Source organism: Pseudooceanicola nanhaiensis DSM 18065 (assembly GCF_000688295.1).
Taxonomy (GTDB): domain Bacteria; phylum Pseudomonadota; class Alphaproteobacteria; order Rhodobacterales; family Rhodobacteraceae; genus Pseudooceanicola; species Pseudooceanicola nanhaiensis.
Window position 1 is genome coordinate 535,425 of the sequence record NZ_JHZF01000011.1, and the last position, 15,048, is coordinate 550,472.

Below are 15,048 nucleotides of genomic sequence, written 5' to 3' on the forward strand. Positions count from 1 at the left end.
CGCGACCACCGCCGTGCACCGGCCTGGCCGTCGGCGCGGGGGCCTGAGGCGGCCCTGGGCTGCGGGCACGGGCAGGCAACCTACGACCTGGATGCGCGGGGCGGGCGCGGGAGGGGGCCCGGGAGCCACCGTTAGGGTGCAGTGCCCCCGCCTGCGCGACGGCAGGACCTGGAGCGCGATCGGATCTGAGCCTCGAAGATCGGTGCGGAGGGCGGTGGTGCAAGGCGGCCCGGGCCCGATGTCGGTTGCACTGCCCCCGGGCCTGCGCGACGGCAGGACCTGGAGCCCGACCGGCGTCAAGCCTCCAAGGTCGGTTCGAATGACGGCGGTGGAGGGGGGCGCTGCCCCCGTCGGGCCGCTGGCCCGACTCCCCCGGAGTATTTCCGGAAAGATGAAGCGGGGGGTCAGGCCGCCGGGGCTTCGGCGGCTTCCAGCTTTTCGAGCGCGGCCATCCAGAGCGTCTCGGCCTTTTCCATCGCCCCGCGCAGTTCCGCGTACTTGCGGTTCCAGACCTCCAGCTCGCCCACCTTGTCGTCCTCGTAGAGCGCGGGATCGGCCAGCTTCGCGGAGAGCTTGTCGCTCATGTCAGAGAGCTTCTTCACCCGTTCCTCGCATTTGCGGACCTCGGCGCGAAGCGCGAGCACCTGGTCGCGGGAGGGGCGTTTCGGCTTCTCCTTCGGCTTGTCGGACTTCGCCGAGGGCGCCGGGCCGATCAGCATCTGGCGGTAGCTTTCCAGGTCGCCCTCGTAGGGCGAGACGCGGCCGTCCTTCACCAGCCAGAGCCGGTCGGCCACGAGGCTGAGGAGGTGCATGTCGTGGGAGACGAGGATCACCGCCCCGGTGTAATCGGTCAGCGCCTCGACCAGCGCCTCGCGGCTCTCTATGTCGAGGTGGTTGGTCGGTTCGTCGAGGATCAGCATGTGCGGCGCGTCGAGCGTGGCGAGCAGGAGCGACAGCCGGGCCTTCTGACCGCCCGAGAGGCGGCCGACCTCGGTTTCGGCCTGCTCGGCGCCGAGCCCGAAGCCTGCCAGGCGGGCGCGGAGCTTGGCTTGCTGCTCACCGGGCCGGGCGCGCAGGAGGTGCTGGAGCGGTGTCTCGTCCACGTGCAGCTCGTCCACCTGGTGCTGGGCGAAGAAGCCGATCCGGAGTTTCGAGGAGGCGACCTTGCGCCCGTCGATCAGCGGCAGCCGGTCCGACAGCATCTTCGACAGCGTCGACTTGCCCTCGCCGTTGCGGCCGAGAAGCGCGATCCGGTCGTCCTGGTCGATGCGCAGGTTCATGCCGCGCAGGATCACCGTCTCGCCGTAGCCGGTGGAGGCGCCCTCGAGGGCGACGATGGGGGGCGAGAGCTCCTCGGGTTCGGGGAAGGTGAAGACCGTGCGCGCCTCGTCCTCGGGGGCGGTGATCTTCTCCATCTTCTCCAGCATCTTGACGCGGGATTGGGCCTGCTTGGCCTTCGACGCCTTGGCCTTGAAACGATCGACGAAGCTTTGCAGATGCGCGCGCCGTGCCTCCTGCTTCTTGGCGGCGGCGGCCTGCAGGCTGCGCTGCGCCGCGCGCTGGCGGGCGAAATCGTCGTAGCCGCCGGCGTAGAGGGTCAGCTTCTTGCCCTCGAGATGCAGGATATGGTTCACCGCCCGGTTCAGCAGGCCGCGGTCGTGGCTGATGATGAGCACGGTGTGGGGATAGCGCGCGAGGTAGCTTTCGAGCCAGAGCGCGCCCTCGAGGTCGAGGTAGTTGGTCGGTTCGTCGAGCAGCAGCAGATCGGGCTGCGAGAAGAGCACCGCGGCGAGCGCCACGCGCATCCGCCAGCCGCCCGAGAAGGCCGAACACGGCATCCGCTGCTCGGCATCGGTGAAGCCCAGGCCCTTGAGGATCGTCGCGGCGCGCGCCTCGGCGCCCCAGGCGTCGATGTCGGCGAGGCGGGTCTGCACCTCGGCCACGCGCATCCCGTCGGTGGCGGTCTCGGATTCGGCCATCAGCGCCGCGCGCTCGGTATCGGCGGCGAGTACCGTGTCGATCAGCGAGACCTCGTTGCCCGGCACCTCCTGCGCGACGCCGCCGATGCGGGCGCGGGGCGGCAGCGAGATGGCGCCGGTCTCGAGCGCGAGCTCGCCCCGGATCAGGCGGAAGAGGGTGGTCTTGCCGGTGCCGTTGCGGCCGACGATCCCGACCTTGTGGCCTTCGGGAATCGTGGCCGAGGCGTGATCGATCAGGGTGCGGCCGGCAACGGCGTAGGAGATGTCTTCGAGGCGTAGCATGCGCGGTCCCTAGCAGAGGCCGCGCAGCTGCGCCATAGGTCTACTGGGCGGTATAGCCGCCATCGACGAGGTGATAGGAGCCGGTGATGAAGCTTGCCTGGTCCGAGAGCAGGTAGCAGCAGAGATCGGCGACCTCGGACGGCTTGCCGAGGCGCTTCATCGCGTGCATCTGGGCCAGCGCCTGCTGCGTCGCGTCGTCGAGATGTTCGTCGATCAGCGGCGTGTGGATGAAGGCGGGGCCGATGGCGTTGACGCGGATGTTGTCGCCGGCGTGTTCCAGCGCGGCGCTCTTGGTCAGGCCGACCACGCCGTGCTTGGCCGCGACATAGGCCACGGAATTGGCGAAGCCCACGGAGCCCAGGATCGAGGCGATGTTGACCACCACGCCGCCGCCCGTTTTCCGCATCGCGGCGATGCCGTAGCGCGTGCCGTAGAAGACGCCGCTGAGGTTCACGCCGATGACCTTGTCCCAGCTGTCGAGCGGGTAGTCGCCGGTGGCGGCCTGCGCCCCGCCGATCCCGGCGTTGTTCACGATGCCGTGGAGCGCGCCGGTCTCCGTCACGGCGAAATCGACCAGCGCCTCGACCGCCTCGGGTTTCGACACGTCGCAGGCGCGGGCCAGCGCGCCGTGGCCGATCCTTTCGGCCGCCGCCTCCGCCGCCGCCTGGTCGATGTCCGACACGATGACGCGCGCGCCGCTCTCGGCCAGCCGCTCCGCGATGGCCAGGCCGATGCCCGAGGCCGCGCCGGTGACGATGATCGTCCTGCCGTCAAACCGAATGTCCATGATGTGTCTCCTTTTCGCGTGGGGCTCCCCGTCCAGAGACCTATGCCTTCGGGCAGGGTCCGCCAAGGTGGCTGCGTCAGGCTGTCCCGTCCTCGCGCTCCCGCGCGCGCCGGAGCAGGCGCCCGATGATGAACGAGGTGCGCGGCGCCCAGACGTAGCGCGTGCGCGCGGTGCGGACCCGGCCGACACGCATCCGCAGGAGCCCGAAGCCCAGGAGCGCCAGGTGCCCGACCGCCACCATGGCGAAGAGTGCGCCGGGCCCGAAGGCCGCGATCAGCTGGGAGGCCGTCCAGGGCGCGGCGATGGCGCCGAGCGCGTAGAAGAAGAGGAGCGCGGCCGAGAGCTCGGCCCGTTCCTCGTGGCTGGCGAAATCATGGGCATGGGCGGCGGCGACCGAATAGACCGGGAAGGTGGTGAAGCCGAAGAGCGCGGCGTTCAGCATCACCATCGTCACCCCGTCCGAGGTCGTCGCGGCCAGCAGGCAGCTGAGCATCGCGCCGACCGAGATCCAGATCAGGACCCGGCGGCGGTCGAACTTGTCCGCAAGCCAGCCCGCCGGGTATTGCGCCAATGCGCCGCCGAGGATGTAGATCGACAGGAAGAGCGCGATCTGGTCGGTGCCGAGCCCGACCTCCTTGCCGTAGAGCGGGCCGATCATCCGGAAGGTCGCGGCCGAGAGCGCCGAGACGATGACGGCCGCCACGGCGAGCGGCGAGCGCGCCCAAGCGAGGCCCGGCCTGAGGCGCGGCTGCGCGGGCATGGCGGGCTGTTCCGCGCGGGTGAGCGTCAGCGGGAAGAGCGCGGCGCAGCAGAGGATCGCCAGCACGTTGTAGGAGACGTAATCGGCAGGCGCCAGGAACGAGATCATCGTCTGCGCCAGCAGCGAGCCGCCCATGTCGATGATGCGGTAGGAGCCCATGACGCGGCCGCGCTCGGCATTCTCGAGCCGCGCCATCATCCAGCCCTCGATCACCGTGTAGCAGCCCGCGACGCAGAGCCCCGAGGCGACCCGCATCATGGCCCAGGCATAGGGATCGACGATCGTCATGTGGGCAATGAGCCCGATCGCGCCGGCCGCGGTGAAGGCCGCGAAGGCGCGGGAATGGCCGACGGCCCCCATCAGGCGCGGGGCCCACCAGCAGCCGATGAAGAAGCCCACGAAATGCGCCGAACCGAGCAGGCCGATCTGGCCCACGGTGAAGTCGAGCGCGATCCCGGAGAGCGCGTCGAGCGGGCCCACGCCGCCGGTCGAGAGCTGGAGCAGCAGGACCGAAAGGAAGAGCGGGGCGAAGGTCAGGAGAAGGCGCATGGGTCATGCTTGCCCGCAGTGACCCCGGGAGGGCCAGTCCGGGAGCGACGAAAGGGGTCGAAAACGGGATACGGAATTCGCGGGGTGCGGGATTGCGCAAAACGCGGCCCTCCGCGGGGCGGAGGGCGGGGAGGGGGGCTGTCTGCCCCCCCCGTCGGGCCTGCGGCCCGACTCCCCCCGAGGATACATGACCAGAGGAAAGCCGGGCGGGGCGCTCAGGCCTGGAGGTTCTTCTCCAGCCACGCCTCCAGCCAGTGGATGTTGTAGTTGCCGGACTGGATGTCGGGCTCCTGCAGGAGCGCGTCGAAGAGGGGCACGGTGTTCTCCACCCCGTCGACGATCAGCTCTCCGAGGGCGCGGTCGAGACGGGCGAGCGCCTCGGGCCGGTCGCGGCCGTGCACGATCAGCTTGCCGATCAGGCTGTCGTAATAGGGCGGGATCGAATAGCCGTCGTAGAGCGCGCTGTCCATCCGGACGCCGAGACCGCCGGGCGCGTGGTAATGCGTGATACGGCCGGGGCGCGGTGCGAAATCGGGCAGGCGTTCGGCGTTGATCCGGACCTCGATGGCGTGGCCGTTGATCGTGAGATCGTCCTGCGTGAAGGAGAGCGGATAGCCCTCGGCCACGCGGATCTGCTCGCGCACGAGGTCGACGCCGAAGATGGCCTCGGTGACCGGGTGTTCGACCTGCAGGCGGGTGTTCATCTCGATGAAGTAGAACTCGCCGTTCTCGTAGAGGAACTCGATCGTGCCGGCGCCGGCGTAGTTGATCGCGGCCACGGCATCGGCGCAGGTCTTGCCGATCCGGGCCCGCAGCTCGGGCGTGATCGCGGGGCCGGGGGCCTCCTCGAAGACCTTCTGGTGGCGGCGCTGGAGCGAGCAGTCCCGCTCGCCGAGGTGCACCGCGCCGCCCTTGCCGTCGCCGAAGACCTGGATCTCCACGTGGCGGGGGGTGGTGAGGTATTTCTCGATATAGACTTCGTCGTTGCCGAAGGCGGCCTTGGCCTCGGACCGGGCGGAGTGGAAGGCGCGCTCCATCTCGCCGTCATTCTTCGCGACCTTCATGCCGCGCCCGCCGCCGCCGGCGGTGGCCTTGATGATGACCGGGTAGCCGATCTCGGCCCCGATGCGCTTGGCGTCCTCGAGGCTGGGCACGCCGCCGTCGGAGCCGGGCACGCAGGGCACGCCCAGGTTCTTCATCGTGTCCTTGGCGGTGATCTTGTCGCCCATGATGCGGATATGCTCCGCCCGGGGGCCGATGAAGGTGAGCCCGTGGTCCTCGACGATCTGCACGAAGCCGGCGTTTTCCGACAGGAAGCCGTAGCCCGGGTGGATCGCCTGCGCGCCCGTCACTTCGCAGGCGGCGATGATCGAGGGGATGTGCAGGTAGCTCTGGGCCGAGGAGGGCGGACCGATGCAGACGCTTTCGTCGGCCATGCGGACATGCATCGCGTCGGCGTCAGCGGTGGAATGGACCGCGACGGAGCGGATGCCCATCTCGCGCGCCGCGCGGATGACGCGGAGTGCGATCTCGCCCCGGTTGGCGATGAGGATCTTGTCGAACATCTGAGTGGCCTTACTCGATGATCATGAGCGGCGCGCCGAATTCGACGGCCGACTGGTCTTCCACCATGATCCGCTTGATCGTGCCGGAGCGCGGCGCGGGGATGTGGTTCATGGTCTTCATGGCTTCGATGATGAGCAGCGTGTCGCCCTCGGACACCTGCGCGCCGACCTTGGCGAAAGGCTCCGCGCCCGGTTCGGGCTGGAGGTAGACGGTGCCCACCATCGGCGAGGTCACGGCGCCCGGGTGGCTGGCCGGATCGGCGGTCTCGGATGCGGCGGCAGGGGCCGCGGGCGCTGCGGCAGAGGCCGCGGGGGCCGGTGCCGGCAGGGCGGCGGGGGCGGCCATCGCCACGGGGGCGGGGGCGGCGACATGGCGGCTGACGCGGACGTTGAGGGAGTCGTCCTCGCCGTATTCCCGTTTCACTTCGATCTCGCTGAGGTCATTGTCCTTCAGGAGACCGGCCAGAGCCTGGATGAAAGAAACATCGGCGTCGTGCGACTTGTTCGTCATGCTGTCCTCGATCAGAAGCCCGGGCCCTTCCCTGTGGCCCTTTCCCCGGGGCTTATAAGGTAAGGGGAGGCGTGTGGAAAGCGACCTATGCGCAAGCGCGGGCCCGGTCAAACGGAAAGGGGCGCCCGGCGGGCGCCCCCCGTGCAGGGATCCGGCCGTCAGCGGTCGGCCGGGGTCACGACTTTCCCAGCGAGATCTGTTCGTCAGCCTCCAGCTGCGTGGCGAGCTCGGAATCGTATTCGTCCATGCTCTTGAGCTGTTCCTCGGTATAGCCGAAGGCGGTGACGGTCTCGCCCTGCCAGTCGAGCTCGGTCAGCGGCAGCGCCACCGAATGCTCGCCCAGGCCGAGGAAGCCGCCGACACCCACGACGGCCATCACCTCGCCGTTGATCCGGACGACATTGTCGATCTCGCCGATGTCCTCACCCGCCGAGGACGCCACCTCGGCGCCGATCAGGGCGCCCGCGGTGGAGGGGGCGGAGCCGGCGGCGGCAGCGGCCTCGGCATCCGCCGTGGCGGTCGCGTCGGGCGAGAGCGCCTCTTCGGTGGCCTCGGCGCCGTCCTCGAGCTGCTCGTCCGCCGCATCCGCGGTGTCGACGGCCGCGTCGCCGGCGGCTTCGGCGCTGTCGCCGACCTGTTCGCCCGCGGCGATCGTGGCCTCTCCGACGGTCTCGACCGCGTCACCGATGGCGGCGACGCCGTCCTCGACGTTCTGCCGCAGCGGATCGACATCGGCCTCGGCCTCGGCCTCGGCCTGCGCCGTTGCGCCCTCGTCGGTGGTGGTCGCCGTGGCGTTGATCTCGCCGTCGCCGAGGGTGCTCTCGACCTGCGTTCCGGTGTCCGTCGCGGTGTCCTGTGCCAGCACGGGGCCCGAGAGAAGGGCAAGCGCGGCAGCGCTGGAAATCAGTGTTTTCTTGACCGGTGTCATCATGTTCTCCTTGTTCGCGTTTGCGGTATGTCGCTCTTGCGATGTGCTGAAGGAGGAACGGGCCACGGTGGCGGAGGTTCCGCCAGGGGGAAGCTTTCCGGCGGCATGCTGCCGATCTGTCGCGGCCGGTTTCGCCGGGGCGAGGCGGGCAAGAAGAAAGGCGGGCCGCGCGGGCCCGCCTTTCCGTGTCACGCCCTGCGGCGGTCACTTGTTCATGCGGTTCTCGATCAGCTCGTCCACCACCGAAGGGTCGGCCAGGGTCGAGGTGTCGCCGAGCGCGCCGTAATCGTTCTCGGCGATCTTGCGCAGGATCCGGCGCATGATCTTGCCCGAGCGGGTCTTGGGCAGGCCGGGGGCCCACTGGATCAGGTCGGGCTTCGCGATCGGCCCGATCTCGTTGCGGACCCAGCCCTCGAGCTCCTTGCGGAGCTCGTCCGAGGGCTCCACGTCGTTCATCAGCGTCACGTAGGCGTAGATGCCCTGGCCCTTCACCTCGTGCGGGTAGCCCACCACCGCCGCCTCGGCGACCTTGGCGTGGGCGACGAGGGCGGATTCGACCTCGGCCGTGCCCATGCGATGGCCCGAGACGTTGATCACGTCGTCCACGCGGCCGGTGATCCAGTAATAGCCGTCCGCGTCGCGGCGGCAGCCGTCACCGGCGAAGTAATAGCCCTTGTAGTCCGAGAAATAGGTCTTCTCGAACCGCTCGTGATCACCCCAGACGGTGCGCATCTGGCCGGGCCAGCTCTGCTTGATGGCAAGGACGCCCTCGGCCTGGGTCTCCTCGATCTCCTTGCCGGAGGTCGCGTCCAGCACCACGGGCTGCACGCCGAAGAACGGCTTCGTGGCCGAGCCGGGCTTGGTCGCGGTGGCGCCGGGCAGGGGGGTGATCATGTGCCCGCCCGTCTCAGTCTGCCACCAGGTGTCGACGATGGGCAGCTTCCCCTTGCCGACGTTGTCGTTGTACCAGTTCCAAGCCTCGGGGTTGATCGGCTCGCCCACGGTGCCGAGCACCTTGAGCGACGAGAGATCCGAGCCCTCGACGAACTTCGTCCCCTGTCCCATGAGCGCGCGGATCGCGGTCGGGGCGGTGTAGAACTGGTTCACCTTGTGCTTCTCGATCACCTGCCAGAAGCGCGAGGCGTCGGGGTAGGTGGGCACGCCCTCGAACATCAGCGTGGTCGCGCCGTTCGCGAGCGGCCCGTAGATGATGTAGGTGTGGCCGGTCACCCAGCCGACATCCGCACCGCACCAGAAGACGTCGCCGTCGTGGTAGTCGAAGGTCAGCTCCTGCGTCATCGCGGCGTAGAGCAGGTAGCCGCCGGAGGAATGCACCACGCCCTTGGGTTTGCCGGTCGAACCGGAGGTGTAGAGGATGAAGAGCGGATCCTCGGCGCCCATCGGACGGATCGGGCAATCGGGGGCGACCTCGGCCATCATCGCCTTCACGTCGACGTCGCGGTCCTGGATCCAGGTCGTCTGGTCGCCGGTGTGCTTCACGACGAGGCAGCGCACCTTGTCCGAGCAGTGCAGCAGCGCGGCGTCGGTGTTCGACTTCAGCGCGGTGCGGCGCCCGCCGCGCGGCGCGGTGTCGGCGGTGATGACCACCTTGGCCTGGCAATCGTTGATCCGGTTGGCGAGCGCGTCGGGCGAGAAGCCGGCGAAGACGACCGAGTGGATCGCCCCGATCCGGGCGCAGGCGAGCATGGCATAGGCCGCCTCGGGGATCATCGGGAGGTAGATCACGACGCGGTCGCCGCGCATCACGCCCTGCGCCAGCAGGACGTTGGCGAAGCGGCAGACCTTCTCGTGCAGTTCCCGGTAGGTGATGTGCTGCGCGCCATCTCCCGGCTCGTCCGGCTCGAAGATGATCGCGGTCTGGTCGCCGCGTTCTTCCAGGTGCCGGTCGATGCAATTGTAGGCGACGTTCAGCACGCCGTCCTCGAACCACTTGATCTTGACCTTGCCGAGGGTGAAGTCCGCGTCCTTGACCTTCGTGAAGGATTCGATCCAGTCGAGCCGCGTCTTCGCCTGCTCGCCCCAGAAGGACTCGGGGTCCTCGATGGAGGCCTTGTACATCGTCTCGTAGGTTTCGGCGCCCACGTGAGCCTTGGCCACGAAGTCGTTGGACGGCGGATAGATTTTGGGGTTGCTGGCTTCGTTCATGACGCGCCTCCCTTTCGCGTTGGTGACGTCCCGTTAGGGAGTAGATAGGACCATCGCCCGGCGAGGTTCAAGGCGAACCCGCCGGGCGTTGTCCCGTCAGATGGCCAGGTACTCGGCCCGCAGCTCGGAGTTTCCAAGCACCTCGGCGGCCGATCCGTCGAACACGATGGAGCCGGTGTCGAGGATCACCGCGCGGTCGGCAAGCTCGAGCGCGCGGACCGCGTTCTGTTCGACGAGGATCGTGGTGATGCCCTGTTCCTTGATGATCCGGAGGGTCTTTTCGATCTCGTCCACGATCACCGGGGCAAGCCCCTCGTAGGGTTCGTCGAGCAGAAGCACCTTGATGTCGCGCGCCAGTGCCCGGGCGATCGACAGCATCTGCTGCTCGCCGCCCGACAGGGTGACGCCCTCCTGCCGGCGGCGTTCGCCGAGGCGGGGGAACAGCTCGAAGAGCCGCTCCTTCGACCAGCCGATCGGCGGGGCGATCTGGGCGAGGTCGATGTTCTCCTCGACCGTGAGGCCGGGGATGATCCGCCGGTCCTCCGGCACGAGCCCCAGCCCCGCCTGCGCCGCCTCGTGCGACCTCATCGTGTGCAGCGGCTGGTGGTCGAGCCAGATCTCGCCATGCGTCACCTGCGGCGCGTCGAGCCGGGCGATGGCGCGCAGGGTCGAGGTCTTGCCCGCCCCGTTGCGGCCCAGCAGGGCGAGGATCTCGCCCTCGTGGACGTTGAAGCTCACGTTCTGGACGATGTAGCTCTCGCCGTAATAGGCCTCCATGTTCCAGACCGACAGGAAGGCAGGCGCCGTCTCGGCGTAGTTCCTGCCCTTCGAGAAATCGGGTTTGACGTTCATCCTGGCTCTCCCTTACGCAGGCTGGCTCTCGCCGAGGTAGGCTTCGCGCACCTTCGGATGGCCCTTGATCTTCGCCGGCACGTCCTCGACCAGCGGCGTGCCCTGGGCCAGCACGGTGATCCGCTCGGCCAGGCTGAAGACGACGTGCATGTCGTGCTCGATGATCACGATGGTGATGTTGCGCTTGTCCCGGATCTCCTTCAGCAGCTCGATCGTGTTGTTGGTGTCCGCACGCGCCATGCCGGCCGTCGGTTCGTCGAGCAGCAGCAGCCGCGGCTCCTGCGCGAGGCACATCGCGATCTCGAGCCGCCGCTTGTCGCCGCGCGACATCGAGGCCGAATGCATGTCGCGCTTCTCGAGCAGGTTCATGTCGGCCAGCACGCTTTCGGCATGCGCGATGATGTCCTTCTGCGCGGTGATGGCCCGGATCGGGTTCAGCTCGAAGGCCCCGTCGCGCTTGGCGAAGCAGGGGATCATCATGTTCTCCATGACCGTCAGGTCGCCGAAGATCTCAGGCGTCTGGAACACCCGGCTGATCCCCATCTGGTTGATCTGGTAAGGCTTGCGGCCCAGCACGGACTGTCCGTCGAACATGACCGACCCGGTGTCCGGGATCAGCTTGCCGACGAGGCAGTTCAGCAGGGTCGACTTGCCCGCCCCGTTCGGCCCGATGATCGCGTGGACCGAATTCTCGGCCACGCTCAGGTTCACGTCCGACAGCGCCTTCAGCCCTCCGAACCGCTTGCCCACGTTCTTGACTTCAAGGATGCCCATGGATCGCGCTCCTCATTCGGCGGGGTTGGACTGGGTGGAATCGCGCGCCGCGTCCTTCTGCGGCTTGCGACGGAACAGCCGGGACAGCCGCTGGCCGCCCTCGACGAGCCCGCCGGGCAGGAAGGTCACGACGAGCATGAACAGCAGGCCCAGCGTCAGGTGCCAGCCGGGGCCGACGAAGTGTTCCGAGACGTAGACCGCGGCGTGCTGCATGTTCTCGGGCATGAAGGCGAACCAGGATTCGAGCACCGACGAGTTGATCTTGGAGAAGATGTTCTCGAAGTACTTGATGACGCCCGCGCCCAGGACCGGCCCGATCAGGGTGCCCGCACCGCCGAGGATGGTCATCAGGACGACCTCGCCCGACGCGGTCCACTGCATCCGCTCGGCGCCGGCGAGCGGGTCCATCGAGGCCATAAGACCACCCGCAAGACCGGCATACATGCCCGAGATCACGAAGACCGCGAGGGTGTAGGGCCGGATGTTGAGGCCGGTGTAGTTGAGCCGCGTCTTGTTCGCCTTGATCGCCCGCAGCATCAGCCCGAAGGGCGAGCGGAAGATGCGCACCGACACGTAGAAGGCCAGCAGCATGATCGCCGCGCAGACGTAATAACCCACGTTGAACTGGAACGCCCAGGTGCCGACATCCATGATGTAGGTCGAGCGCATCTCGGCGCCGAGCAGGTTGGTCACCGGGATGGAGCCGCTCTCGGTCGCCGTGACGCCGAGGATGCGCGGATCGGCCAGGGTGATCTGCAGCCCGGTCTCGCCGTTGGTGATCGGGGTGAGCACCGAATAGGCGAGGTTGAACGACATCTGCGCGAAGGCGAGGGTGAGGATCGAGAAGTAGATCCCCGTCCGCCGCAGCGAGATGTAGCCGATCAGCAGCGCGAAGATGCCCGAGGCGATGACCGAGGCGATGATCGCGGGGACGACGCTCATGCTCAGGAGCTTGAACATCCAGACGGCCGAGTAGGATCCCACGCCCAGGAAGGCCGCATGGCCGAAGCTGAGATAGCCGGTGAGGCCGAAGAGCAGGTTGAAGCCGATCGCGAAGATGCCGAAGATCACGAAGCGCTGCATCAGGTCCGGATAGCCCGCGTTGAACTGCGCCATGGCGCTGTTCGTCGGGAACGGGTTCAGCAGGAACGGAGCGAGGACGACCAGCGCGAAGACGACCAGCAACAGGATGAAGTCTTTTCTGTCGAGACCGAGCATGGGTTACTCCTCCATCACGCCCTTGCGGCCCAGAAGGCCCCGAGGACGGGCAAGCAGAATGATGATGGCGACGAGGTAGATGATGATCTGGTCGATGCCGGGCAGGATGGACTTGATCTCGTTCATCGAGGCGAAGCTTTCGAGGATGCCGAGCAGGAAGCCCGCGGCGACGGCGCCGGGCAGGGAGCCCATGCCGCCCACCACGACCACCACGAAGCTGAGGACCAGGAAGTCCATCCCCATGTGGTAGTTGGGCGAGTTGATCGGCGCGTACATCACGCCCGCCAGCCCCGCGACGACCGCGGCCATGGCGAAGGTGAAGGTGAAGCGCTTGTCGATGTTGATGCCCAGAAGGCCCACCGTCTCGCGGTCGGCCATGCCGGCGCGGACGACCATGCCGAAGGTGGTAAACTGCAGAAAGGCGAAGACCGACCCGATCAGCAGCGCCGCGAAGGCGAAGTAGACCATCCGCCAGTAGGGATAGATGATCACGTTCGGGTCGAAGCCGATCAGCACGCCGAAGTCGAACGAGCCCTGCAGCGCGTCGGGGGCGGGGGTCTGGATCGGGTTCGCGCCGTAGTAATGCTTGATGATCTCCTGCAGCACGATGGCCAGGCCGAAGGTCACGAGGATCTGGTCCGCATGGGGGCGCTTGTAGAAGTGCTTGATGAGACCGCGCTCCATCACGTAGCCGACCAGCGCCATGATCGGGATCGCGAAGAGGATCGCGATCGGCACCGACCAGTCGATGATGGTGGCGCCGACCTCGGGACCGAACCATTCCACGACATAGGGCGTCTCGACCTTCACCGGGTTGCCGAGGAAGTCGGTCCGGGTCTCGTCGAGCGTGACGTAGCTGAGCGACAGCAGCTTCTGCACCGAAACCGCGATGAAGGCGCCGATCATGAAGAGCGCGCCATGGGCGAAGTTGACGACACCGAGGGTGCCGAAGATCAGGGTGAGCCCGAGGGCGATCAGGGCATAGGCACTGCCCTTGTCCAGCCCGTTCAGGATCTGAAGGATGATGGCGTCCATGGACCTCTTCCCGAAGATGCACGTGGGCAAGGTGCGTGCCGCGCACGCACCCTACCGGCAAGCCCGCGCGTGATGCCGGGCGCTTGGTCGGGGCGCGTCCGCGACGCGCCCCGTCTGAGGCTTATGCGCCCGAGTTGCAGGCACCCAGGTTGCCGCCTGCGAACATCGGATGATCCGCCGCGTATTCGACCTGCTCGCGGGGCGTGACTTCCACGATCTCCACGAGGTCGAATTCGTTCTCCGGGTTCTCCTTGCCCCGCACGACCACGACGTCCTTGAAGCACTGGTGGTCCGCCGCGCGGTAGAGGGTCGGGCCGTTGCCGAGGCCGTCGAACTCGAAATCCTCGAGCGCTTCGGCGACGGCGCAGGGATCGAAGGACCCGGCGCGCTCCACGGCATCCGCGTAGAGCAGCGTCTGCGCGTAGCAGGTGTGCGCCGCCTGGCTCGGCGGGAAGCCGTATTTCTCGCCGAAGGACTGCACGAAGGCATTGGTGCCGGTGTAGCGGTCGCCCATCTGGTTCTCGAGCTTCCAGTCCCAGTTCTGGGAGCCGGGGATGCCCTTGATGTTCTCGCCGGCGCCGCGCGCCATGAGCTCCGAGTAGAGCGGCACGACGATCTCGAAGTTCTTGCCGTTGACCTGCTTGTCGCGCAGGCCGAACTGCACGGCGTTGGTCAGCGAATTGACCATGTTTCCGCCGTAGTGGTTCAGGACCAGCACGTCGGCGCCCGAGTTCAGGACCGGCGCGATGTAGGAGCTGAAGTCGGTCTGGGCGAGCGGCGTCAGCACGTTGTTGACGGTTTCCCAGCCAAGCGCCTCGGTGGCGGCCTGGATCGATTCCTGCTGCGTCCAGCCCCAGGTGTAATCGGCGGTCAGGTGATAGGCCTTGCGGTCCGCGCCGTACATCTTCTCGAGCACCGGGGCGAGCGCCGCGGCCGACATGTAGGCGTTGAAGAAGTGACGGAAGCCGTTTGCCTTCTTGTCCTTGCCGGTGGTGTCGTTCGAATGGGTGAGACCCGCCATGAAGATCACGCCGGCCTCCTGGCAGAGGCCCTGCACGGCCACGGCCACGCCCGAGGACGAACCGCCCGAGATCATCACCGCGCCGTCCTTCTCGATCATCGACTTGGCCGAGGCGCGGGCGGCGTCCGACTTGGTCTGCGTGTCGCCGGTGACGAATTTCACCTCCTTGCCGAGGATCCCGTTCCCCTTCAGGTTCTTCTCGGAGAAGGTCTGCATCATGCCGCCGTCGCCGCCGCCGTTCAGGTGCTCGACCGCCAGCTCGAAGGCGCGCAGCTCGTCGGCGCCCTCATCCGCGTAGGGGCCGGTCTGCGGCACGTTGAAGCCCAGCGTGACGCTGCTTCCGGTCGGTTCGTTCGTATAGGCGCGCGCCGAGGATCCGGTGAAGATCGTCGGAACCGCGAGGCCCGCCCCGGCGACTGCGCCGGTCCGGAGCACGCCGCGGCGTGTGAGTCTGTTGGACATTGTTATCCTCCCTGTTCGGTGGAACCGCCGACGTCTCCTCACGCCTGCGGACCGCACTAAGTGCAAAGATACCTTCGCAGACGAAGAGAAAACCAAGCAACAACTCCCTTTGTGCAAACGATTTTTTTGTAAACAAAATCACAAGGATCACGTAGAGTT

12 protein-coding genes are annotated in these 15,048 nt (G+C 67.5%); all 12 read right to left on the reverse strand.

Annotation, left to right across the window (positions count from 1 at the left end; translation table 11 throughout):
* Positions 1–404: 404 nt before the first annotated feature.
* The 12 genes from Q344_RS0103500 to Q344_RS0103560 all read right to left on the reverse strand — a co-directional run bounded on the left by Q344_RS0103500 (position 405) and on the right by Q344_RS0103560 (position 14,889).
* Positions 405–2,261, reverse strand: a complete 1,857-nt coding sequence (locus Q344_RS0103500) for an ABC-F family ATP-binding cassette domain-containing protein (protein WP_028285448.1) — start codon at positions 2,259–2,261, stop codon at positions 405–407.
* Between the two features lie 40 nt (positions 2,262–2,301).
* Positions 2,302–3,048, reverse strand: a complete 747-nt coding sequence (locus tag Q344_RS0103505) for an SDR family NAD(P)-dependent oxidoreductase (protein ID WP_028285449.1) — start codon at positions 3,046–3,048, stop codon at positions 2,302–2,304.
* A 76-nt stretch (positions 3,049–3,124) separates the two neighbouring features.
* Positions 3,125–4,357: an MFS transporter gene (locus tag Q344_RS0103510; protein WP_028285450.1), complete on the reverse strand. Its 1,233-nt coding sequence runs from the start codon at positions 4,355–4,357 to the stop codon at positions 3,125–3,127.
* 215 nt (positions 4,358–4,572) lie between these two features.
* Positions 4,573–5,922 (reverse strand): acetyl-CoA carboxylase biotin carboxylase subunit, encoded by a 1,350-nt coding sequence (gene accC, locus Q344_RS0103515; protein WP_028285451.1) that lies wholly within the window; start codon positions 5,920–5,922, stop codon positions 4,573–4,575.
* A gap of 10 nt (positions 5,923–5,932) precedes the next feature.
* A complete protein-coding gene (gene accB / locus Q344_RS0103520) occupies positions 5,933–6,433 on the reverse strand; it encodes an acetyl-CoA carboxylase biotin carboxyl carrier protein (protein WP_028285452.1) in 501 nt (166 codons plus the stop codon).
* A 175-nt stretch (positions 6,434–6,608) separates the two neighbouring features.
* Positions 6,609–7,361 carry a PRC-barrel domain-containing protein gene (locus Q344_RS0103525; RefSeq protein ID WP_169739173.1) on the reverse strand — a complete coding sequence of 251 codons (753 nt, stop codon included), beginning with the start codon at positions 7,359–7,361 and terminating at the stop codon, positions 6,609–6,611.
* Between the two features lie 204 nt (positions 7,362–7,565).
* Positions 7,566–9,527 carry an acetate--CoA ligase gene (gene acs / locus Q344_RS0103530; RefSeq protein ID WP_028285454.1) on the reverse strand — a complete coding sequence of 654 codons (1,962 nt, stop codon included), beginning with the start codon at positions 9,525–9,527 and terminating at the stop codon, positions 7,566–7,568.
* 96 nt (positions 9,528–9,623) lie between these two features.
* The gene (locus Q344_RS0103535) at positions 9,624–10,379 is read right to left on the reverse strand and encodes an ABC transporter ATP-binding protein (protein ID WP_028285455.1); all 756 of its coding nucleotides are present in this window, start codon (positions 10,377–10,379) and stop codon (positions 9,624–9,626) included.
* 12 nt (positions 10,380–10,391) lie between these two features.
* On the reverse strand, positions 10,392–11,153 hold the full coding sequence (locus Q344_RS0103540; protein WP_028285456.1) for an ABC transporter ATP-binding protein: 762 nt from the start codon (positions 11,151–11,153) through the stop codon (positions 10,392–10,394).
* Between the two features lie 12 nt (positions 11,154–11,165).
* A complete protein-coding gene (locus Q344_RS0103545) occupies positions 11,166–12,371 on the reverse strand; it encodes a branched-chain amino acid ABC transporter permease (protein WP_028285457.1) in 1,206 nt (401 codons plus the stop codon).
* A 3-nt stretch (positions 12,372–12,374) separates the two neighbouring features.
* Positions 12,375–13,406, reverse strand: a complete 1,032-nt coding sequence (locus tag Q344_RS0103550; RefSeq protein WP_028285458.1) for a branched-chain amino acid ABC transporter permease — start codon at positions 13,404–13,406, stop codon at positions 12,375–12,377.
* 121 nt (positions 13,407–13,527) lie between these two features.
* Complete coding sequence (locus Q344_RS0103560; RefSeq protein ID WP_028285459.1) at positions 13,528–14,889, reverse strand: substrate-binding protein; 1,362 nt, start codon at positions 14,887–14,889, stop codon at positions 13,528–13,530.
* Positions 14,890–15,048: the final 159 nt, after the last annotated feature.